The 20,975-nt window shown below is 56.4% G+C and carries 20 protein-coding genes; 4 read left to right on the top strand and 16 right to left on the bottom strand.

Annotated elements, in window-relative coordinates; translation table 11 throughout:
* The first annotated feature begins 14 nt into the window (after positions 1-14).
* Positions 15-323: a GIY-YIG nuclease family protein gene (locus EBA31_RS01280; RefSeq protein ID WP_139285490.1), complete on the top strand. Its 309-nt coding sequence runs from the start codon at positions 15-17 to the stop codon at positions 321-323.
* On the opposite strand, the gene EBA31_RS01275 is transcribed toward EBA31_RS01280, so the two are convergent.
* Both EBA31_RS01275 and EBA31_RS01270 read right to left on the bottom strand, forming a co-directional pair.
* Positions 310-813: a GNAT family N-acetyltransferase gene (locus EBA31_RS01275; protein ID WP_020824967.1), complete on the bottom strand. Its 504-nt coding sequence runs from the start codon at positions 811-813 to the stop codon at positions 310-312. The two genes, EBA31_RS01280 and EBA31_RS01275, sit on opposite strands and share 14 nt — an antisense overlap.
* Entirely contained in the window at positions 807-1,328 is a 522-nt protein-coding gene (locus EBA31_RS01270) for an SCP2 domain-containing protein (RefSeq protein ID WP_020824966.1), read from the bottom strand. Before EBA31_RS01270 ends, EBA31_RS01275 begins: the two co-directional genes overlap by 7 nt.
* A gap of 254 nt (positions 1,329-1,582) precedes the next feature.
* On the opposite strand from EBA31_RS01270, the gene EBA31_RS01265 reads away from it, so the two are divergent.
* Complete coding sequence (locus EBA31_RS01265) at positions 1,583-2,578, top strand: peptidase U32 family protein (protein WP_048762819.1); 996 nt, start codon at positions 1,583-1,585, stop codon at positions 2,576-2,578.
* A gap of 11 nt (positions 2,579-2,589) precedes the next feature.
* Positions 2,590-3,468 (top strand): U32 family peptidase, encoded by an 879-nt coding sequence (locus EBA31_RS01260; RefSeq protein ID WP_020824964.1) that lies wholly within the window; start codon positions 2,590-2,592, stop codon positions 3,466-3,468.
* A 68-nt stretch (positions 3,469-3,536) separates the two neighbouring features.
* Here the strand turns inward: EBA31_RS01260 and EBA31_RS01255 are convergent, their stop codons facing one another.
* The 4 genes from EBA31_RS01255 to EBA31_RS01240 all read right to left on the bottom strand — a co-directional run bounded on the left by EBA31_RS01255 (position 3,537) and on the right by EBA31_RS01240 (position 8,009).
* Positions 3,537-4,658, bottom strand: a complete 1,122-nt coding sequence (locus EBA31_RS01255; protein WP_122076772.1) for a cupin domain-containing protein — start codon at positions 4,656-4,658, stop codon at positions 3,537-3,539.
* 104 nt (positions 4,659-4,762) lie between these two features.
* Complete coding sequence (locus EBA31_RS01250) at positions 4,763-5,905, bottom strand: ABC transporter permease (RefSeq protein WP_020824962.1); 1,143 nt, start codon at positions 5,903-5,905, stop codon at positions 4,763-4,765.
* Positions 5,902-7,056, bottom strand: coding sequence for an ABC transporter permease (locus EBA31_RS01245; RefSeq protein ID WP_020824961.1), 1,155 nt, complete (start codon positions 7,054-7,056; stop codon positions 5,902-5,904). Before EBA31_RS01245 ends, EBA31_RS01250 begins: the two co-directional genes overlap by 4 nt.
* Positions 7,038-8,009, bottom strand: coding sequence for an HlyD family secretion protein (locus EBA31_RS01240; RefSeq protein ID WP_122076769.1), 972 nt, complete (start codon positions 8,007-8,009; stop codon positions 7,038-7,040). Before EBA31_RS01240 ends, EBA31_RS01245 begins: the two co-directional genes overlap by 19 nt.
* Positions 8,010-8,233: 224 nt before the next feature.
* Between EBA31_RS01240 and EBA31_RS01235 the strand changes: the two genes are divergently transcribed.
* A complete protein-coding gene (locus EBA31_RS01235; protein WP_187962172.1) occupies positions 8,234-9,247 on the top strand; it encodes a luciferase-like monooxygenase in 1,014 nt (337 codons plus the stop codon).
* An 82-nt stretch (positions 9,248-9,329) separates the two neighbouring features.
* Here EBA31_RS01235 and yedF read toward each other — a convergent pair whose 3' ends face one another.
* The 10 genes from yedF to infB all read right to left on the bottom strand — a co-directional run bounded on the left by yedF (position 9,330) and on the right by infB (position 20,970).
* A complete protein-coding gene (gene yedF / locus EBA31_RS01230; protein WP_004952879.1) occupies positions 9,330-9,569 on the bottom strand; it encodes a sulfurtransferase-like selenium metabolism protein YedF in 240 nt (79 codons plus the stop codon).
* Complete coding sequence (gene yedE, locus EBA31_RS01225; protein WP_122076764.1) at positions 9,566-10,780, bottom strand: selenium metabolism membrane protein YedE/FdhT; 1,215 nt, start codon at positions 10,778-10,780, stop codon at positions 9,566-9,568. The genes yedF and yedE overlap by 4 nt, the downstream gene beginning before the upstream one ends.
* A 147-nt stretch (positions 10,781-10,927) precedes the next feature.
* Complete coding sequence (locus EBA31_RS01220; protein ID WP_020824957.1) at positions 10,928-12,895, bottom strand: DEAD/DEAH family ATP-dependent RNA helicase; 1,968 nt, start codon at positions 12,893-12,895, stop codon at positions 10,928-10,930.
* Complete coding sequence (gene yrbN, locus EBA31_RS27220) at positions 12,885-12,959, bottom strand: protein YrbN (RefSeq protein WP_223499600.1); 75 nt, start codon at positions 12,957-12,959, stop codon at positions 12,885-12,887. The genes EBA31_RS01220 and yrbN overlap by 11 nt, the downstream gene beginning before the upstream one ends.
* A gap of 122 nt (positions 12,960-13,081) precedes the next feature.
* Positions 13,082-13,966 carry a lipoprotein NlpI gene (gene nlpI, locus EBA31_RS01210; protein ID WP_012004952.1) on the bottom strand — a complete coding sequence of 295 codons (885 nt, stop codon included), beginning with the start codon at positions 13,964-13,966 and terminating at the stop codon, positions 13,082-13,084.
* Between the two features lie 128 nt (positions 13,967-14,094).
* Positions 14,095-16,212, bottom strand: a complete 2,118-nt coding sequence (gene pnp, locus EBA31_RS01205; protein WP_020824956.1) for a polyribonucleotide nucleotidyltransferase — start codon at positions 16,210-16,212, stop codon at positions 14,095-14,097.
* A gap of 255 nt (positions 16,213-16,467) precedes the next feature.
* Positions 16,468-16,737, bottom strand: coding sequence for a 30S ribosomal protein S15 (rpsO, locus tag EBA31_RS01195; RefSeq protein WP_012004950.1), 270 nt, complete (start codon positions 16,735-16,737; stop codon positions 16,468-16,470).
* Between the two features lie 123 nt (positions 16,738-16,860).
* Positions 16,861-17,805 carry a tRNA pseudouridine(55) synthase TruB gene (gene truB, locus EBA31_RS01190; protein WP_048762816.1) on the bottom strand — a complete coding sequence of 315 codons (945 nt, stop codon included), beginning with the start codon at positions 17,803-17,805 and terminating at the stop codon, positions 16,861-16,863.
* Complete coding sequence (gene rbfA / locus EBA31_RS01185; protein ID WP_020824954.1) at positions 17,805-18,215, bottom strand: 30S ribosome-binding factor RbfA; 411 nt, start codon at positions 18,213-18,215, stop codon at positions 17,805-17,807. The genes truB and rbfA overlap by 1 nt, the downstream gene beginning before the upstream one ends.
* A 67-nt stretch (positions 18,216-18,282) precedes the next feature.
* On the bottom strand, positions 18,283-20,970 hold the full coding sequence (gene infB, locus EBA31_RS01180) for a translation initiation factor IF-2 (protein WP_020824953.1): 2,688 nt from the start codon (positions 20,968-20,970) through the stop codon (positions 18,283-18,285).
* Between the last annotated feature and the right edge of the window lie 5 nt (positions 20,971-20,975).

The following is a 20,975-nucleotide window of genomic DNA, read 5'->3' as shown; positions in this document are numbered from 1 at the left end:
GTCGCTGCTTATTCATGACCGATACCCTCTCCCCCTGGTACCTTTACATGCTGCGTCTGCCTAACGGCATGCTGTATACCGGCATTACTACCGACGTCGAACGACGTCTGGCGCAGCATCAGGCTGGAAAAGGTGCAAAGGCACTGCGGGGCAAAGGCGAGCTGGTGTTGGCGTTTCACTGCCTGGCGGGGGATCGTTCTAAAGCGCTAAGGCTGGAATATCGGGTGAAGCAACTGAGCAAAACGCAAAAAGAGAGGCTGGTGAATCACCCGCCTCTTACTTTGGATCATTTACTGCCGGACGCTGAGATTAAAACCGGTTAAACGGCTCGGAAAACTCCACCGCCCCGCGCGCATCATCCAGAGCATTTTCCGCCAGCGGATACACCTGGAAGGCGGCTTCGCTGCCCGGCCAACGGCACTGCAGCCCGTAGGCAGCAGCCGGTTTAAAGCCAAAGCGGCCGTAATAAGCGGGATCGCCCAGCACCACTACTGCGGCATAGCTGAACTCATTGAGCGAATCCAATCCTTCGTAGATCAGTTTTTCACCCAGCCCTTGGCGACGCAGGCTTTCGTCCACCGCCAGCGGTGCCAGACCGACCCATTGGCGATCCTCCCCGGCCACGTCCACCGGACTGAACGCCGCATAACCTACCACGCCGCCTTCGTCGTCGGTGGCGACAATGCCCAGCGTCAGCAGGCCATCTTCGCGCAGTTGCTGCACCAGATCGGCCTCGTCGTCACGCCCAAAGGCACGACGCAACAGCGCGTCGATCCCTGCGGCATCTACCGGAATTTCTACGCGGATTAGCATGATACCGGCACACGGGAAGTTTGCACCGTGCCCTCCTGCAGCCCTGCTTCGACAAATTCAGCCAGTTGCAGCAGGCCCAGGCGCAATGGCGCAGGCATGGCTTCCAACTCGATGGCGTCCATCAGATTTTTTACATACAGGCCCAATTCGGTGTCCCCTTCAATCTGCAGCCGACGCTGAAAGAACAGCGTATCGGGATCTTGCTTACGCGCTGCGATAAGAATCAGATCGTTGGCGTCGCCGCTGAAGCTGACATCAGCCTCGGCATGTTGGCTGACAACCAGCTTGCCGTTTTCTACCGTCATAAACCAGTGTAGCGCCAGATCGCGGACTTCGATCTTTAACCAGCGCGATTCGAGAAATTCCAAATCGCCATCCGCCAACGCCTGGCGGAACTGCCAGCCCAGCACCTGTTCCAGAAGCTGGCGCTGCAAAGCAAACGGCGTGAATTTTAGCGGTACTCGCAGCAGCGACGGCCCCTGGCGCACAATGCGCGCTCGTAATTGTTCCAACACTGTCGTTCACTCCTTTCAACACAGATGCACTATTTTGCCACAGTGGCGCACGGCAGAAGCGCTCTATATCAACAAATAGTGCATTTCGCCGCCAGCTTTATCAATACGCCAGAAGCTGCCTCAAATCAAAGCCTGTTCAGCGCGCTTTCACTAAAATTGCCTCCCGATTAGCGTTTGCCGGTTAAAAACGGTCACCGGTAAACATTGTGACAGCCCGCATCCGCCATGGGTGCATGCTGAGTCAGGATAAATCTATGGAGCTGCTTTGTCCCGCCGGTAACCTGCCGGCCCTGAAGGCTGCGGTGGATAACGGCGCTGACGCCGTGTACATCGGCCTGAAAGATGATACCAACGCGCGCCACTTTGCCGGCCTCAACTTTACCGAGAAAAAGCTGCAGGAAGCGGTCGAGTACGTCCATCGCCACCACCGCAAGCTGCACATCGCCATCAACACCTTCGCCCACCCGGACGGCTATGCCCGCTGGCAGCGGGCGGTAGACATGGCGGCGCAGTTGGGTGCCGACGTGCTGATCCTCGCCGATTTGGCGATGCTGGAATACGCCGCCGAACGTTACCCGCAGTTGGAGCGTCACGTGTCGGTGCAAGCTTCTGCCACTAACGAAGAGGCAATTCGCTTCTACCAACGCCATTTCGACGTCGGGCGGGTGGTGCTGCCGCGCGTGCTGTCGATGCACCAGGTTAAACAGCTGGCGCGTACCAGCCCTGTGCCGCTGGAGGTCTTCGCCTTCGGCAGCCTGTGCATCATGGCCGAGGGGCGTTGCTACCTCTCCTCTTACCTGACCGGCGAATCCCCCAATACCGTCGGTGCCTGTTCGCCGGCGCGCTACGTGCGCTGGCAGCAAACGGCTCAGGGTATGGAGTCACGCCTGAACGGCGTGCTGATCGACCGCTACCGGGACGATGAAAATGCCGGTTACCCGACGCTGTGCAAGGGCCGCTATCTGGTGGATGACGTGCGCTACCACGCGCTGGAAGAACCCACCAGCCTCAATACGCTGGAACTGCTGCCGGAACTGCTGGCTGCCAATATCGCTTCGGTGAAGATTGAAGGCCGCCAGCGCAGCCCGGCCTATGTCAGCCAGGTTGCCCGCGTGTGGCGTCAGGCCATCGACCGCTGCCAGGCCGATCCGGCCGCTTATCAGGCCGAGGCCGGCTGGATGGAGGCGCTCGGCTCGATGTCCGAAGGCACCCAGACCACCCTCGGTGCCTATCACCGCAAATGGCAGTAGCAGGAGGACGCATGAAATACGCATTAGGCCCGGTGCTGTACTACTGGCCAAAAACCGAGGTCGAGAGTTTTTATCAGCAGGCGGTAAACAGCAGCGCGGAGATTATTTATCTCGGTGAAAGCGTCTGCACCAAACGGCGTGAAATGAAGGTGGGAGACTGGCTGGCACTGGCGCAAGAGATAGCCCGCAGCGGCAAGCAGGTGGTGATCTCTACCCTGGCACTGTTACAGGCGCCGTCCGAGCTGAACGAACTGAAGCGTTATGTGGAAAACGGCGAATTCCTGATCGAAGCCAACGATCTGGGCACGGTGAACATGGCCGCGGAACGTGGCCTGCCGTTCGTCGCCGGTCACGCGCTGAATTGCTACAACGCCTACACCCTGCGTCTGCTGCACCGCCAGGGCATGACCCGCTGGTGTATGCCGGTCGAGCTGTCACGCGACTGGCTGGCCAAACTGTTGGCGCAGTGCGAGGAACTGGGCTTCCGCCAGCAGTTTGAAGTGGAAGTGCTGAGCTACGGCCACCTGCCGCTGGCCTATTCGGCACGCTGCTTCACCGCACGGTCTGAAGACCGCGCCAAGGACGAATGCGAAACCTGCTGCATCAAATACCCGCAGGGCCGCATGATGCGTTCCCAAGAACAGCAGCAGGTGTTCGTGCTCAACGGTATTCAGACCATGAGCGGCTACTGTTATAACCTGGGTAACGAATTGAGCGGTATGCAGGGATTGGTAGACATCGTGCGCCTGTCGCCGCAGAGCACGGAGACGTTGGCTCTGGTCGAACGCTTCCGTGCCAACGAGCAGGGTGCGCAGCCGTTAACGCTCACCGATCAAGCCGACTGCAACGGCTACTGGCGCCGGGTCGCGGGGCTGGAATTGGTGTCTTAATTCGTTGAGAAAATACAAAACTGCCGGGTAGGCGTAGCGCCACCCGGCAAGTCAGCCAACCGCGACAACTACTCTTTGAAGAACCAGTATCCCTGATTGATCAGCTCGGTCAGCTCAGCCACAAAGGCCGGATTTTGCAATGCATCACCCAGCTCCGGCTGGCCCAGCTCGGTATAACGACACAGCGCATCGGCCGCACGATCGTCCACGGTGTTCAGACGCTCGCTGTTGATGAAGAAGCTGTCGCCGACCTGCAGCACACGCAGGCCGCTCAGGCGAGTCAGGGTTTCACCGCCCATCAGCGCATTCAGTACCTCTTCCGCTTCATAAGGGGGTTCCGCCATAGCGATATCCAGCTCATGACGTGGCGTAGTGGCAAAACGGCCAAACCACTGCTTAAAGTCTTCCGGTTGGCCGATCATTTCGAACATCATTGAGCGCAGGCGCTCAAGCTCATATTCTTCAACCCGGCCCGGATGTTCACGCAGGGTTAAATCAGGATCGCTGTAATGCGCACCACCCAGATCTTTTTCCAGCGCGTAATCAGCAAAGCTACTGATCAAGTCGCGGCCGTTTGGCCCACGGAAGCCCACTGAATAGTTGAACGCCGTTTCGTGGGTAAAACCGTCATGTGGGAAGCCTGGCGGGATGTACAGAATGTCGCCCGGTTCCAATTCTTCATCAATGATCGGCTCGAACGGATCAACGTGCAGCAGCGCCGGGTGCGGGCAGAACTGACGCATCGGCAAGGCATCGCCTACGCGCCAGCGACGGCGGCCCATCCCCTGAATGATGAACACATCGTAGTTGTCGATATGCGGACCCACACCGCCTCCCGGCACCGAGAAGGAGATCATCAGATCATCCAGGCGCCAGTCCGGCAAGGCGCGAAACGGGTGCACCAGCTCGGCTGAGGGCGCATGCCAGTGGTTAACCGCCTGCGCCAGCAGTGACCAACCCGTTTCACCGAGGTCATCGAAATGTTCAAACGGACCGTTGCTGGCCTGCCATTTTCCCTCTGCGTTGCTCACCAGACGGCTGTCAACCTCCTGCTCCATCGCCAGCCCCGCCAGTTCGTCTGGCGTGATAGGATCGACAAAATTCGGGAAGGCATTTTTCAAAACAACAGGTTTTTTCTGCCAATACTTCTCTAAAAACTCGGGCCAGTTCAGGTTCAGTTGGTAAGCCATACAATCACACCAGTAAGAAAATTCACGGACGTGATTATGCGAGACAGCGCGTCTGTCCACCTTGTTAAGGGTCAAGGAAATGGTGGGGCTCCCTTGCTGGAACGTTAATTAACCTGCCGTTTGCGGAACATACTGCGCAGCGCGACGCTGTTGCGTACGAAACCTACGCCGAAGCCCAACAGGGTGTAAACAATCCCCAGCACCAGCAGCATCGCCACATCCCCCCACACTTCGTTCAGCGACAACCCCATCTGGTTAACCCCCGCAACGGCCTTGGTTGCCCAGGTGGAGGGAATGCTGTAGGAAATCGCCCGCACCCAGCCCGGCATCGCCTGCAGCGGCCAGATGGTGCCCGAAAGATAAAATATCGGCGTCGTAATAAACGCCAGCGTCAGGTAGATCATTTCGACGCTGCGCAGGCACTCGGTCACCAGCTTGCCCAACCCCAGCACCGCCAGTAAGAACGGGAAGGTCAGCAGCAGAATTTCCGCAATGCCCGCCGTTTGCCGGTAGCCCAGCACCCATGGCCACAACACAAACAGCACGATCGACAGGAACAGCCAGATCGGCAGCAACGCCGTCAGCCCCCCCAGATGCGCCGCCAGCGGCGCTTTACCCCCGGGCATGCTCTTCATGGCAATGCTGACGCGCACGCAGGCAATCAACAACGAGTGCTGCAATAGCATCACCAGCAGGCCGGGGAAGATGATCGCCGCAAAGCTGATGCCCGGATTGAACACATCCAACGTCTGCCCGACGATCGGCGTCAGGATCACCTGCGCCTGGCGTTCGCTGAAACCGCTGCGTAACAGCAGGCCGTTGTTGTACTGGGTCAGCAACTGCTGATAAGCCGCCACCACATCCTGCTGGATCTGCCCGTTGGCCAGGCGGTTGGTCGCATCGCCATACACCGGCACCACGATATTCTGGCCGCTCAGGATCTTCTTCTCCAGATCCACCGGCATGATGATCACCGCGAACAGCTTGCGCCAGCCAAGATCCCGCTGCGCCTGCTCAAGACTGTCGTAGGTTTCAATAGCGATTTTGGAGGTGGCGTCCAGTTGACGGATCAGCTGGCGACTGGCGGTGCTGTGGTCCTGATCGATGACGCCCACCGGCAGATCCCATACCGTGCGGTTGGCATAGACCATGCTCATGACGCACAACGACAGGATCAACATCAGCCACATCGGCCGCTCCAGCATGCCGAGCAGCACCCGGACGAAGGTTTGCCAATAAAGTTTCATCCTGCCCCCCCTTCTTTTAACAGCCGCGCCAACAGCCGGTTACGCACCAGCAGTGCGGTCACCAGCGGATAAATCGACAGCAACGCACAGACGCTGAAGATGGCGCTGGCAGGGACTTGCCGCAGGAATACGTCAAACATGGCGTACAACGCATGAGTTAACGGCTCAATATTAGAAATAATGCGCGCCGGCAGCGGCATCGACAGTTCCGGCACCGCCATGCCCGAAAAGGTCAGCGCAATACTCACCAAAATGGCGATCAGGCTGTAGGCGGTGATGGTGCTGCTGGTAAAGGTAAATAGCAGCAGGCCAATGCTCTGCGCCGCCATCACGTAGAAGAAACCAATCATCAGCATGAACAGCGGATTGCCGCTGACGCGGGCGTCAAAAATGCCCACCAGCGCGGCAATTTCAACCATCAGCAAGCTGGTGAAACATAAGGTGTACGGCGCCAACTTGCCGAGCAGCGCCAGGCTGAACGGCCGCGCCTTCAACAAGGATTTACTGCGTGCCAACACGTAAATCATGCAGGTCACTACGAACAGCTGCAGCAGGTGGATGGTGGCGGCAAACTGTTGATAATAAATATAGCTGCCGCTGGCGTTGAATAAACTGCCGTAGGAAAGCGTCACGTCCGCCAGGGGCGGCAGTGTTTTGCCCATCTCGCCGGCGATGATGCTGCGGTAGCTGGCGTTGATTTCGGTCATCAGGCCGCTGAAGTCCTGGGTGGAATACAGCCCCGCACCGTAAAACAGCGCATTGTAGTACATCACCACGCTCGGCTGTTTGCCAGCCAGCGCGTTGGCCTCAAAATCCGGCGGCACATACAGCAGCGCGTAATCCTGCGCGCTACGCAGGCGATGCAGCGATTCTTGCAGCCCACCGGGGTAAGCCTCGACGTGGGCGTGCGAACCGGCATCCAGACGGCGCGTCAGCGATTTGGATAGCGGGCTGTGATCGCTGTCCACTACCGACACCGGCAGATCGAGCAAGGTCCCTTCCGAAAAGTTACTGCTGATCAGACCAAACAGGATCAGCGGGAAGATCCAACTCAGCCAATGCACCACCGGGCTGCGGAAGGCAAGCCGACACTCGTTGCCAAACGCATGGCTGAAGCAGCGCCAGCCGGCCCTTACTCTTTCCATAGCCATAAGCTGCTCATCCCTGGGCGCAGGCCGTCTACCGGCTGTGACGGATACAGGCGCACTTCAAACGTTTTCAGATCGAAGTCACCGGTAGCTCGGGTGGCGCGTTTGGTGGCGTAGTCGCCCAGCGGGGCGATATAACGCACTTCCGCCTCGATCATTTTGTCCTTCAGTGCCGGTACCCGCATCTGGACTTTGTCGCCCTTCCGCACGTGAGCCAAAATATCTTCACGCAGGTTAAACACGAAATAAGCGTCCGGTATGCGGATCAGCGTCAGCAATGGGCTACCCGCATTCAACAACTCGCCCACTTCTGCCGGTATTGGCCCAACTTCGCCGGTCACCGGAGCTAATACCTGCAAGTCGTCCGTCTGGGCTTTCACCTGCAGCAAGTTTTCTTCCGCTGCTCGCAGTGCCGCAGCGTACTGTTGCCGTAATTCGACACGGTCGCCGTTAATCCCTTCGTCCAGGTTGGCTTTGGCCGCCTGCACCTGTTGGAAAGCGGTATCGCGCGCGCGGCGTGAAGCGTCCAATTCAGATTTCGAAATATAACCTTTACCGGCCACGCTCAGGTTGCGGTTGTAGTCGTTTTGCGCGTTGCGATATTGCGCTTCGGACTGCGCCAGGTTGGCGCGCAGGTTGCGGATGCTTTCTTCACGCGTGCCGTGCAGCGACTGCTCGAGCTGCGCTTTGGCCTCATCGCGCGACGCCTGCGCGGAACGCAGTTGCGCCATCAGTTCCGGGCTGTCGAGATGAATTATCACTTGCCCTGCCTGCACGTCGTCCCCACGCTCCACCAGACGTTCAATCACTCGTCCCTTAGCTTTGGAAGCCACAATCACCTCAGGCGCATCCACTTCGCCCTGCAACAACAAATCCTGATTATGCGCGCGGAACAATATCGCCATGGCGATCGCCACCACCATCAACAGTAGGGTAAACAACGTCTTTTTTTTCATTCTCTCAGCTCCCTGAGCAGTAAGCGGCAGGTGAAATCATCATGTCCATATTTCAATAAACTCCCAAAAAAACCATTTTACTCATAAGGATATCTCGAGCACATATATCCTCTTTTATAACTATAAATTGGATTATGCTTTTAACACTAAAAGCACATTATGCTTTGTAGTTTGCAGACTTCTGCAATCGCCCTTTAAGCGATCACCTTTTGATGGACGATGCCATGACTGAAAAAACTGCGGTACCGGTTTCGGTACTGGATTTATCCCCTATCCCACAAGGGGCCAAACCACGTGATGCGTTTCACGCTTCTTTAGATTTAGCACAACATGCCGAAAAATGGGGTTATCAACGCTATTGGTTGGCAGAGCATCACAACATGACCGGCATCGGCAGTGCCGCCACCTCGGTACTGCTGGGTTATCTGGCCGCGGGTACCCAAAGCATTCGCCTTGGTTCCGGTGGCGTGATGCTGCCTAACCATGCGCCGCTGGTGATCGCCGAGCAGTTCGGTACGCTGGAGTCTTTGTACCCCGGGCGTATCGATTTGGGCCTCGGCCGCGCACCCGGTACCGATCAACGCACCATGATGGCACTGCGCCGCCATCTGTCCGGCGAGGTGGATAACTTCCCCCGCGACGTGCAGGAACTGCAACATTACTTCTGCGATGCACAACCGGGCCAGCCGGTTCAGGCGGTACCCGGCCAAGGATTGCATGTCCCTCTCTGGCTGCTCGGTTCCAGTTTGTACAGCGCGCAGTTGGCGGCACAGCTTGGCCTGCCGTTCGCCTTCGCCTCTCACTTTGCACCGGAGATGCTGTTCCAGGCGCTGAAGTTGTATCGTGATAACTTCAAAGCTTCCGAGCAGTGCCAGCAGCCGCATGCGATGGTGTGCGTCAACGTGGTGGCCGCCGACAGCGATGCCGATGCGCGCTTCCTGTTTACGTCGATGCAGCAGCAGTTCATCAACCTGCGTCGTGGTTCGCCAGGCCCACTGCCGGCGCCGGTGGACAATATCCACGCGCTATGGACCGCCGGGGAACAGTACGGGGTTGATCAGGCACTGCGCATGTCGATCATCGGTAACGAAAATACCGTGCATCACGGGCTGCAAACGTTGCTCAACGAAACCGGCGCGGATGAGATCATGGTTAACGGCCAGATCTTTGACCATCAGGCACGGTTGCATTCGTTTGAGATTGTCGCCGGAGTAAAAGACACGCTGGCGAAAGGGTAAGTCAACGCCGGGCCGCAGGGCAATCATTTCCCTTCACGTCCGCCGTGCAAAAATGGGGCAGCACACCGCTGCCCCACGCCGGTTAACGCTGGATAAGATAGCGGATGGTTGGCCCGTCCTGCTGAATATCCAACACTTTGTAACCGTGATTCCGCGCGTCGAGTGGAATGTTGTTGATCGACTGCGGGCAGTCGCTGATCACTTCCAGGATCTCGCCCGGCTTCAACTGCGGCATCGCCTCCAGCGTGGCCACTGCCGGATACGGACAAGGTTCACCCAGCATATCCAACCGATAATCTGGCACTATCGCCGCTTGCTTCATGACACACTCCTCAAATTAACCACCTGCGCATCGGGTTTGGCGCGGAAAAAACGTTTCTCCCACCACAGCATGGCGGCAAACGCCAACGCCAGCAGCAGGTAAGTCACCAGTAGGCCGCCGATCGGCCCGAAAGTATCCAGCAGGTTGATCTTGTCGTAATCTGTGGCCAGCGCCGGGGCCAGGTCATCCCAGTAGTAAGCCAGCAGGGTCGCGCCGATGATGTTACCCAGCCCCACCCACCAATAGTGCACCTGTCCTTCCACCGCACGGTACATCCAGCCGGTTTCACAGCCGCCGGCCAGCACGATGCCGAAACCAAACAGCAGGCCGCCCAGAACCGCATTGGGGCCGGCCCACATGATTTTCGGCGCGACACCCAACTGCACATAGCTGAAAATGCCGATGGCGCTCACCGCCATGCCGATAATGATCGCTTTCGCCATGTGGGTGCGACCGGTGATCCATAAATCGCGGAAGGCTGAGGTGAAGCAGATCTGCGCACGCTCAATCAGCAGGCCAAAACCGATACCGAACAGCATGGCGATACCCAGCTTCGGCGCATCGAACAGCGTCCAAAGTGACCAGGCTACCGACAGACAGAAAATCACCATGCCCAAACGGAAGCGGCGGCGCGCCTGCTCCGGCTTTTGCGTCAACGGGGCGGCGGCTTTTACCTTTTGTAATTTCACCGGGAGGCGGAACATCGGCAGCAGGGTAAATTTGGCGCCAAAGTAGGAGCCAGCAGCGGTCGCCAGTGCGAAGAACCAGGCGTGCAGCGAGAACTGAGGAATACCGGTGAAGAACGCCGCCAGGTTGCAGCCCATCGCCAGACGGGCACCGAAGCCGGCGATAATGCCGCCCAACAGCGCCTGCACAATGCGAATGCGGTGCTGTGGCTGGCGCAGCTTGATGTTATTGGCCCACAGTGCGGCAGCGATACAGCCAGCGAACATGCCGATGATCATCCTGCCGTCGATGCGCTGCAGCGGCGTGCCCTCAAGGCCGATAACCTTGAAGTAGCCCCATTGCTCAGGGTGCAGGCCGAACCACTGCAATACATGGCCGCCCCAGCGGGTAAATTCCCCGGTTACCGCCCAGAAGGTACCGGTCAAACCAAAGTAGTAGGTAGAGAGGATCCCTGCGGCAATCACCGCGGGTAAAGGCGCCCAAAAGCGCACCAGGTATTGAGACTTGAACTGCTGCCAACTCATGGCATCTCCCGTGCGTAGTATCCATAAGAAAAAACCTTATAAATGATACGCCATTTTCTGCCATTTAACGGTGAATTTCAGGCATAAAAAAACCAGCCCGAAGGCTGGTTTCTTAGTCCGATTAACCGCAAGCGGTCAAATCAGATGTTATGCATCACCGAAACGGCGACGTGGTGCAGCCGGAGCGGCGTCATCACGACGTGGGGCGCGTTGGCCGTCACGGTTGAAGTTACCGCCACGACGTTCGCCACCGTTGCCGGCAGGTGCAGCAGCACCGCCTTCACGACGATCACCGAAAGAACGACGGCCTGGGTTTGCCCCTTCACGGCGTTCGCCGTTGAATGGGCGACCACCGCCACGACGCTCGCCGTTACCTGCACCAGCACCGCCTTCGCGACGCTCACGACGTTCATGCGGCTGTGCATCGCCCAGCAGTTGCATGTTCATCGGCTTGTTCAGGATACGAGTACGGGTGAAGTGAGACAGGATCTCGCCCGGCATGCCTTTTGGCAGTTCGATGGTCGAGTGACCAGCAAACAGCTTGATGTTACCGATGTAACGGCTGCTGATGTCACCTTCGTTAGCGATCGCGCCAACGATATGACGAACTTCAACGCCGTCATCACGGCCCACTTCAATGCGGTACAGCTGCATTTCGCCAACGTCACGACGCTCGCGACGTGGGCGATCTGCGCCACCATCACGGCTGTCTGGACGTGCGTCACGACGACGGTCGCTGCCGCGGTCGTCACGGTCGTTGAATTCACGACGCTGACGTGGTTTGAACACGGGATCCGGTGGCAAGATCAGAGGACGTTCGCCCTGTGCCATTTTCAGCAGTGCTGCGGCCAGGGTTTCCATTTCCAGCTCTTCTTCCGGCTGCAGTTTAGCCAGCAGTGCGCGGTACATGTCCAGATCGCTGCTTTCCAGCTGTTGCTGTACTTTAGCGGCGAACTTGGCCAGACGACGCTCACCCAGCAGTTCTGCGTTTGGCAGTTCAACTTCTGGAATGGTCAGCTTCATGGTGCGTTCGATGTTGCGCAGCAGGCGGCGTTCGCGGTTTTCTACGAACAGCAGCGCACGGCCGGCACGACCAGCACGGCCGGTACGGCCGATACGGTGAACGTAAGACTCTGAATCCATAGGGATATCATAGTTTACCACCAGGCTGATACGCTCAACGTCCAGCCCACGAGCAGCAACGTCGGTTGCGATCAGAATATCCAGACGACCATCTTTCAGGCGCTCCAGGGTCTGCTCACGCAGTGCCTGGTTCATGTCGCCGTTCAGTGCTGCGCTGCTGTAACCGCTGCGCTCCAGCGCTTCAGCCACTTCCAAGGTCGCGTTTTTGGTACGAACGAAGATAATCGCCGCATCAAAGTCTTCCGCTTCCAGGAAACGCACCAGCGCTTCGTTTTTACGCATGCCGTGCACAGTCCAGTAGCTCTGGCTGATGTCCGGACGGGTAGTGATGCTGGATTGGATGCGCACTTCCTGCGGCTCTTTCATAAAGCGGCGGGTAATGCGACGGATCGCTTCCGGCATGGTTGCGGAGAACAGCGCGGTCTGATGTTCAGCCGGGATCTCTGCCATGATGGTTTCTACGTCTTCGATAAAGCCCATGCGCAGCATTTCGTCGGCTTCATCCAGCACCAGACCGCTCAGGTTAGAGAGGTTCAGGGTGCCACGCTTCAGGTGGTCCAGCAGACGGCCTGGAGTCCCTACTACGATTTGCGGGCCCTGACGCAGAGCGCGCAGCTGCACGTCATAACGCTGGCCGCCGTACAGGGCCACGACGTTAACGCCATGCATGTGTTTGGAGAAATCAGTCATCGCTTCAGCAACCTGAACCGCCAGTTCGCGGGTCGGTGCCAGCACCAGGATCTGAGGTGCTTTCAGGGAAGCGTCAAGGTTGTGCAGCAGTGGCAGCGAGAATGCTGCAGTTTTACCACTACCGGTCTGTGCCATGCCCAGCACATCACGGCCGTTCAACAGGTGAGGAATACACTCAGCCTGGATCGGTGAAGGTTTTTCATAGCCCAGATCGGTCAGGGCAGAAATGATCGGAGCAGACAGCCCCAGGTCAGCAAAAGAGGTTTCAAGCTCAGTAGTCATGTACACGTGCCTCATTAATAATGGCAGCCAGTCTACATAACTCGTCGAGAAAATTTTCAGTCATTTTCATTGAAAAGTGTGAACCGGCTCAAATTAGATTATAAAACGAACAAAAAAGCCCTCGCCCGTTAAGACGATAACTTTGGCAAAAAACCAATGTATATCAGGCTGATAGTTGTTCGTCAGCTATTGCTGGTCCGATTCCGATAGGTCGTCTTGTTCTTGGCCTAACAGCGCCAATTCCAACAATGCATAGCGGTGCTCAACGAAGTTATGAACGTTGTTAGCGACCGTCAGTTTGAACAGCGCCGAAGCGGTGTCCTTGTCCCCCAGACTTAGGTAATGCTTACCTAAATAGAAGTCAGTTTCACTGAGATGCTCAGCGAGCGAAGTGTTATCCGTTGCATCTGCCTTGAGCCTTTCCATCAGCGTTTTTTCACTGATGTTGCCCAGGTAGAATTCGACAATATTCCATCCCCATTGCCCTCGGTTCGCTTTGTCATAACGCTGCTGGAGCGCTACGTCAGCCTTCTTGGGATCGATTTCTCTTTCCACCAGATAAAGCCACAACGAACGGAAGGGATCGTTTGGGTCGTCTTGATAAAACGCCTGCAGATCATCCTGCGCCAACGGGAAGCGGCCGCCATAATACAGTGCGATGCCCCGGTTTAAACGCGCGTAATTGTAAGTTGGATCAAGCTCTAGTACAGAATCAAACGCTTCATAGGCAGCATCAAAATTGCCTGCCTGCGTTAAGTAAATGCCCAGGTAGTTGAAAACTTCTGGCATATCAGGACGTATCGCCAGCGCTTGCGAGAAATCATTGCGCGCCAGTGCACGTAGCCCGAGGCTATCATACAGCACACCGCGCTCATATAAAAGCTGCGCACGCTCATCGTCCGTCAGTGCCCGGCTGGCAAGTATTTGTTCCATGCGCGCCAGGATCACTTCCTGCTGCAGAGTTGGCTGCAACGGGATCGCCAAAACTTCGTCTTTACGCCAATCATGGTTGCTGCATCCTGCCAGCATGAGTGCTGTCGCAACGTAACACCAGCGCAAGAAAGGCTTCATTTCCCACTCCCGAAGACAAACATTGGATGAACATCCTTTCATCCGTTTGCTAATACGCAAGCATCCTACCCGCGCGATACGAACAGCTCCCAACCCCATGGCCGGGAGCTGTAAATCTATCTATACAGTTATTCTGCTTCAGGCGCAGGTGAACCTGCTTCTGGTGCGGTCGCTTCTTTGATGCTCAGACGCACACGGCCCTGACGGTCAACTTCCAGTACCTTAACCGGTACTTCCTGACCCATCTGCAGATAGTCGGTCACTTTCTCAACGCGCTTGTCTGCGATTTGAGAGATGTGCACCAGACCTTCTTTACCACCACCGATCGCCACGAATGCGCCGAAATCAACGATACGGGTAACTTTACCCTGGTAAATACGGCCCACTTCGATCTCGGCAGTGATCTCTTCGATGCGGCGAATAGCGAATTTCGCTTTCTCACCGTCGGTAGCAGCGATTTTCACTGTACCATCATCTTCGATTTCGATGGTAGTGCCGGTCTCTTCGGTCAACGCACGGATGACAGAGCCGCCTTTACCAATCACGTCTTTGATCTTGTCCGGGTTGATTCGGATAGTGTGAATACGTGGTGCGAACTGAGAGATATCGCCACGCGGAGTGCTGATAGCCTGTTCCATTACGCCCAGGATGTGCAGACGCGCGCCCTTGGCCTGGTTCAGTGCAACCTGCATGATTTCGCGGGTGATGCCTTCAATTTTAATGTCCATCTGCAGCGCGGTAATACCGTCACGGCTACCCGCTACTTTGAAGTCCATGTCGCCCAGGTGATCTTCGTCACCCAGAATGTCGGACAGAACCACAAAGTTGTCTTGTTCTTTCACCAGGCCCATTGCGATACCCGCAACGGCGGCTTTGATTGGCACACCAGCGTCCATCAGCGCCAAAGAAGCGCCACAGACTGAAGCCATGGAAGAAGAACCGTTGGATTCGGTGATTTCGGAAACCACACGCACCGTGTACGGGAAATCTTCTGCTTTAGGCATCATAGCCAATACGCCGCGTTTCGCCAGGCGACCGTGACCAATTTCACGACGTTTAGGCGAACCTACCATCCCGGTCTCACCAACGGAGTACGGAGGGAAGTTGTAGTGGAACAGGAAGCTGTCGGTCTTCTCGCCCATCAGCTCATCCAGGTTCTGCGCATCACGTGCGGTACCCAGAGTTGCAGTAACCAGAGCCTGAGTTTCACCACGGGTGAACAGTGCGGAACCGTGGGTACGTGGCAGTACGCCGGTGCGCACGTCCAGGCCACGGATCATGTCTTTTTCACGGCCGTCGATACGCGGCTCGCCACGCAGCACGCGGCTACGAACGACGTTTTTCTCAACGCTGCCCAGGATGTCCTGAATTTCAGACGCGTCCAGGGTTTCGTCCTGTGCCAGCAGGGTTTCAACAACGCTGTTCTTGATCGCATCTACCTGAGCGTAACGCTCTTGTTTTTCGGTGATGTGATAAGCGTCGCCCAGGCGGCCTTCTGCCAGTTCTGCAACGCGCGCGTGCAGCGCTTCGTTGACTGCAGGTGCCTGCCAATCCCACTTAGGCTTGCCGGCTTCGGCAACCAGGGAATTGATGTTCTCGATAACGATCTGCTGTTGCTCGTGGCCAAAGACCACCGCGCCCAGCATTTGATCTTCGCTCAGAACGTCAGCTTCGGATTCAACCATCAGCACTGCGCCTGCGGTACCGGCAACCACCAAGTCCAGGCTGCTTTCTTTCAGCTCGTCAGTCGTTGGGTTCAGCACGTACTGGCTGTTGATGTAACCCACGCGAGCGGCACCGATTGGGCCATTGAACGGAATACCGGACAGGCTCAGGGCTGCCGAGGCACCGATCATCGCAACGATGTCCGGGTTAACCTGCGGGTTTACGGAAACAACGGTCGCGATCACCTGAACTTCGTTCAGGAAGCTGTCCGGGAACAGTGGACGGATCGGACGGTCAATCAGACGGGAAGTCAGAGTTTCGCCTTCGCTCGGACGGCCTTCACGACGGAAGAAGCTACCCGGGATACGACCAGCAGCGTAGGTACGCTCCTGATAGTTAACGGTCAGTGGGAAGAAGCTCTGGCCTGGTTTGGCTTTTTTCTGGCCAACTACGGTAACGAATACGGCGGTGTCATCCATGCTCACCATCACGGCGGCGGTGGCTTGACGAGCCATCATACCGGTCTCGATAGTGACGGTATGCTGGCCATACTGGAATTTGCGAATGATCGGTGTCAGCAAAATTATATCCTTAGATTAGGCGCGCAATCGTATTGACGACTCGACACGCCATTGACTCGATTTGCCTTCTCACTACATCCTCGCGACTAATGACAATCCTTATCTCAAGCCTGAGACAAAGCCTCTCATTAGCCGCGCGAACCTCTGTAATGGAAGATCCTGTTTGGAAACATCAGTAATACATTAACCTGATTTGCTTATGCTTCCTAGAAGAAAGGGGCCCAAATAGGCCCCTTTCCACTGAAACTCGCTAGATTAGCGACGCAGACCCAGACGCTCGATCAGGCTGGTGTAACGTGCTACATCTTTACGCTTCAGGTAGTCCAGCAGCTTACGACGCTGAGAAACCATACGCAGCAGACCACGACGGCTGTGGTGATCTTTTTTGTGCTCTGAGAAGTGGCCTTGCAGATGGTTGATCTGCGCAGTCAACAGGGCAACCTGAACTTCGGAAGAACCGCTGTCGTTAGTACCACGACCGAAATCAGCTACGATTTTAGCTTTAGCTTCAACACTTAGAGACATTGTAATACTCCAGATTATAGATAATAAATACAGGCGCCGATCTCTAATTCAGCAACCCAATGCATAAGCTGCGCCATTCTACCCTTAGCGCAGTGCGATCGCAAGGCAGTGCGTTTTCTGCCCTCAGTCGAAATATTCGACGACCAGGCGGCGCGGCGCCACACGACCGTCATCGGCAATATCGCCCACGCCGATAAATTTACGCTCTTCACCTTCGGTGATACGTACCATGCCCGAGGCCGGCGCACCGGCAACCTGTACGGGCTGCCCCTGCTTAACGTATCCCGCGACTACCGGCAGCAAATTCACTTCCGGGTAGTTCTCCACCGGGCTGTCCATCGGCATCAGCAGAGGATCGAGCAGCTCGCCTGGCGCGACTTCCTGTGCCTGTGCCTGCTCCAGCAATTCGTTCAGCTGTTCCAGCGTGACCATCCTTTCGATCGGATAGGTCGCCACCTGCAGACGACGCAGGTAGATCACATGTGCGCCACACCCCAGCAACTCACCGAGGTCGTCGGTAATGGTGCGAATGTAGGTGCCTTTCGAACAGTGAATTTCCAGCTCCAGTTCGTCCCCTTCCCAGCGGATAAACTGCAGATCGTAAACGGTGATGCTGCGTGCTTCGCGCGGAACTTCGATACCTTGACGAGCATACTCATAGAGTTTCTTGCCCTGGTACTTCAGCGCCGAATACATCGAAGGCACCTGCTTGATATCGCCGCGGAAGCTGTCCAGCGCCGCATCGAGCTGCGCCTGGGTGAAGTTCATCGGACGTTCCTGCACAATCTGGCCGTCGGCGTCCGAAGTATCGGTGCGCTGACCCAGTCGAGCAATAACGCGATAGCGTTTGTCGGAGTCGAGCAGGAACTGTGAGAACTTGGTCGCCTCACCGAGGCAAATCGGCAGCATGCCGGTCGCCAGCGGGTCGAGCGCGCCGGTGTGTCCCGCGCGGTTGGCGTTATAGAGGCGTTTTACTTTTTGCAGGGCGTCGTTAGACGACAGACCCTGCGGTTTGTCCAGCAACAGGACGCCGTGGATATCACGGCCGCGGCGACGAGGGCGACTCATTAAGCCTCCTCGTCATCGCCTGATGCGGAACGGCGTTCGGCGTCGTTCTTCACTACGTTAGTCACCAGGTTGGACATGCGCATGCCTTCAACCAGAGAGTTGTCGTAAGCGAAGGTCAGCTCAGGTACTACACGCAGACGCATGGCTTTGCCCAGCAATGTGCGGATGTAGCCCGAAGCGTCTTGCAGCGCTTTGATACCGTTTGGCACCAGTTCCGGATCCGGGTTTTCGGTCAACACGTTCAGGAAGGTGACATAAACTTTGGCATAGGCCAAATCGCGAGAAACTTCTACACCAGAAACGGTAGCCATGCCGATACGCGGATCTTTGACTTCACGCTGCAGAATGATAGCAATCTCTTTTTGCATCTCTTGTGCCACGCGCTGACCGCGGCTGAATTCTTTTGCCATTATGGATTCTCCAGACAAATCGGGGGCACAAGGCCCCCCAGAAAAGACTTAAGCAGATGTGCTAGCGTTAAGCGATGGTACGTTGGATCTCGATGATTTCGAAGACTTCGATCATGTCGCCGACGCGCACGTCGTTGTAGTTCTTAACGCCGATACCACATTCCATGCCGTTACGGACTTCGTTAACGTCATCTTTGAAGCGGCGCAGGGATTCCAGCTCGCCTTCATAGATAACCACGTTGTCGCGCAGAACGCGGATTGGGTTGTGACGCTTGATGTTACCTTCGGTAACCATACAACCGGCAATAGCACCGAATTTAGGTGATTTGAACACGTCACGCACTTCGGCCAGACCGATGATCTGCTGCTTGTACTCAGGCGCCAACATACCGCTCATCGCCTGCTTCACTTCGTCGATCAGGTTATAGATCACGGAGTAGTAACGCAGATCCAGGCTTTCTGCTTCAATCACGCGGCGCGCAGAAGCGTCGGCACGGACGTTGAAGCCCAGGATGATGGCGTTGGAAGCGGCTGCCAGCGTTGCGTCGGTTTCAGTGATACCACCTACGCCAGAACCAACAATCTTCACTTTCACTTCGTCGGTAGAGAGTTTCAACAGTGAATCCATGATGGCTTCACAAGAACCCTGTACGTCGGATTTCAGTACGATGTTCAGCTCAGAAACTTCACCGTCGGTCATGTTCGCAAACATGTTTTCCAGTTTAGATTTCTGCTGACGCGCCAGTTTAACTTCGCGGAACTTGCCTTGACGGTACAGCGCAACTTCACGCGCTTTCTTCTCGTCACGCACAACGGTCGCTTCATCACCGGCGGCAGGAACGCTGGACAGACCCAGGATCTCAACCGGAATAGAAGGACCCGCAGAGGTCACTTCGCGACCCAGTTCGTCACGCATCGCACGCACGCGGCCGTATTCGAAGCCACATAGAACGATATCGCCTTTGTTCAGCGTACCTTCCTGTACCAACACGGTAGCAACCGGACCACGACCTTTATCCAGGAAGGATTCGATAACTACGCCGCTGGCCATGCCGCTGCGTACTGCTTTCAGTTCGAGAACTTCGGACTGCAGCAGGATAGCGTTCAGCAGTTCGTCGATACCGGTACCGGCTTTCGCAGATACGTGAACGAACTGAGCTTCGCCGCCCCACTCTTCCGGCATAACGCCGTACTGGGACAGTTCTTGCTTAACGCGATCCGGATCGGCTTCCGGCTTGTCAATTTTGTTCACTGCAACCACCAACGGTACCTGCGCTGCTTTCGCATGCTGGATAGCTTCGATGGTTTGCGGCATCACGCCGTCGTCGGCAGCAACAACCAGAACAACGATGTCAGTCGCCTGAGCACCACGGGCACGCATTGAAGTAAAGGCTGCGTGGCCTGGGGTATCCAGGAAAGTGATCATGCCGTTGTCGGTTTCTACGTGGTAAGCACCGATATGCTGGGTAATACCGCCGGCCTCGCCTGCTGCCACCTTGGTGGAGCGGATGTAGTCCAGCAAAGAAGTTTTACCGTGGTCGACGTGGCCCATGATGGTCACAACTGGCGCACGTGGCTCAGCCGCTGCACCGGTATCACGATCGCTCATCAGCGCTTCTTCCAGCTCGTTCTCACGACGCAGGATAACTTTGTGGCCCATCTCTTCGGCAACCAGCTGCGCGGTTTCCTGATCGATGACCTGGTTGATGGTGGCCATTGCGCCCAGCTTCATCATCGCTTTGATGACCTGAGAGCCTTTAACCGCCATTTTGTTAGCCAGTTCGGCTACGGTGATGGTCTCGCCGATAATAACGTCGCGGTTAACCACCTGAGCCGGCTTGTTGAAGCCCTGCTGCAGAGTGCTTGGCTTACGCTTGCCTTTACCGCCACGGGTAACGGCGCGCGCTTCTTCACGGTCTGCTTTAGACTCGGAAAGCTTGTTGCCTTTCTTCTGCTTGGTCGCTTTACCGCCACGGGTGCGGCTGCGGCGTTCGCCTTCAACTTTAGCGTCGTTTTCGTCTTCAGCGGCACGGGCGTGCTGAGAGGTAGTCACGTGGTAATCGGCTGTTTCAACCGCAGCGCTTGCTGCTTCAGCTTCGGCCCACTTCTCACCGTTCTCTTCTGCCATGCGGCGAGCTTCTTCCGCTACGCGTTTGGCGTCTTCTTCGACCTTACGGCGTACTTCCTCTTCCGCTTTACGTTTCAGTTCAGCGGCTTCGGCTTCACGGCGTGCTTTTTCTGCCTGAGCTGGCTTGGTCATTTCGTCGGTATGTTGATTCGTCACTTTTTCTTTTTCCGCTGAATTACGCTTAGCAATCTCCGCGGCCTCACGTTTGGCTTGCTCTTCGGCTGCGCGCTTCGCTTCTGCTTCGCGTTTCGCTAGCTCTTCCGCTTCGCGCTGTGCCTGCTCTTCCGCTTCACGCTGTGCCTGCTCTGCCGCTTCAGCCTGTTGGGCTTCTGGCGTATCGCGATTTACATAAGTGCGTTTCTTGCGGACCTCAATTTGCACCGATTTACTTTTACCGCCGGTGCTCGGAATATTCAAGGTGCTGCGCGTTTTGCGCTGCAACGTGAGCTTACCAGGCGCGCTACCGTGTTCACGGTTCAGGTGCGCCAGTAAGGCTTCTTTCTCATGTTGGGTTACAGAGTCTGTCTCAGACTTGTTAATCCCTGCATCAGCAAACTGCTGTACCAGGCGATCAACTGGAGTCTGAATCTCTGCTGCCAGCGATTTTACGGTTACATCTGTCGTCATGCTGT

Origin of the sequence: Serratia sp. P2ACOL2 (assembly GCF_003691565.1) — a bacterium.
Taxonomy (GTDB): domain Bacteria; phylum Pseudomonadota; class Gammaproteobacteria; order Enterobacterales; family Enterobacteriaceae; genus Serratia; species Serratia liquefaciens.
This window is presented reverse-complemented; position numbering and strand designations above follow the sequence as displayed.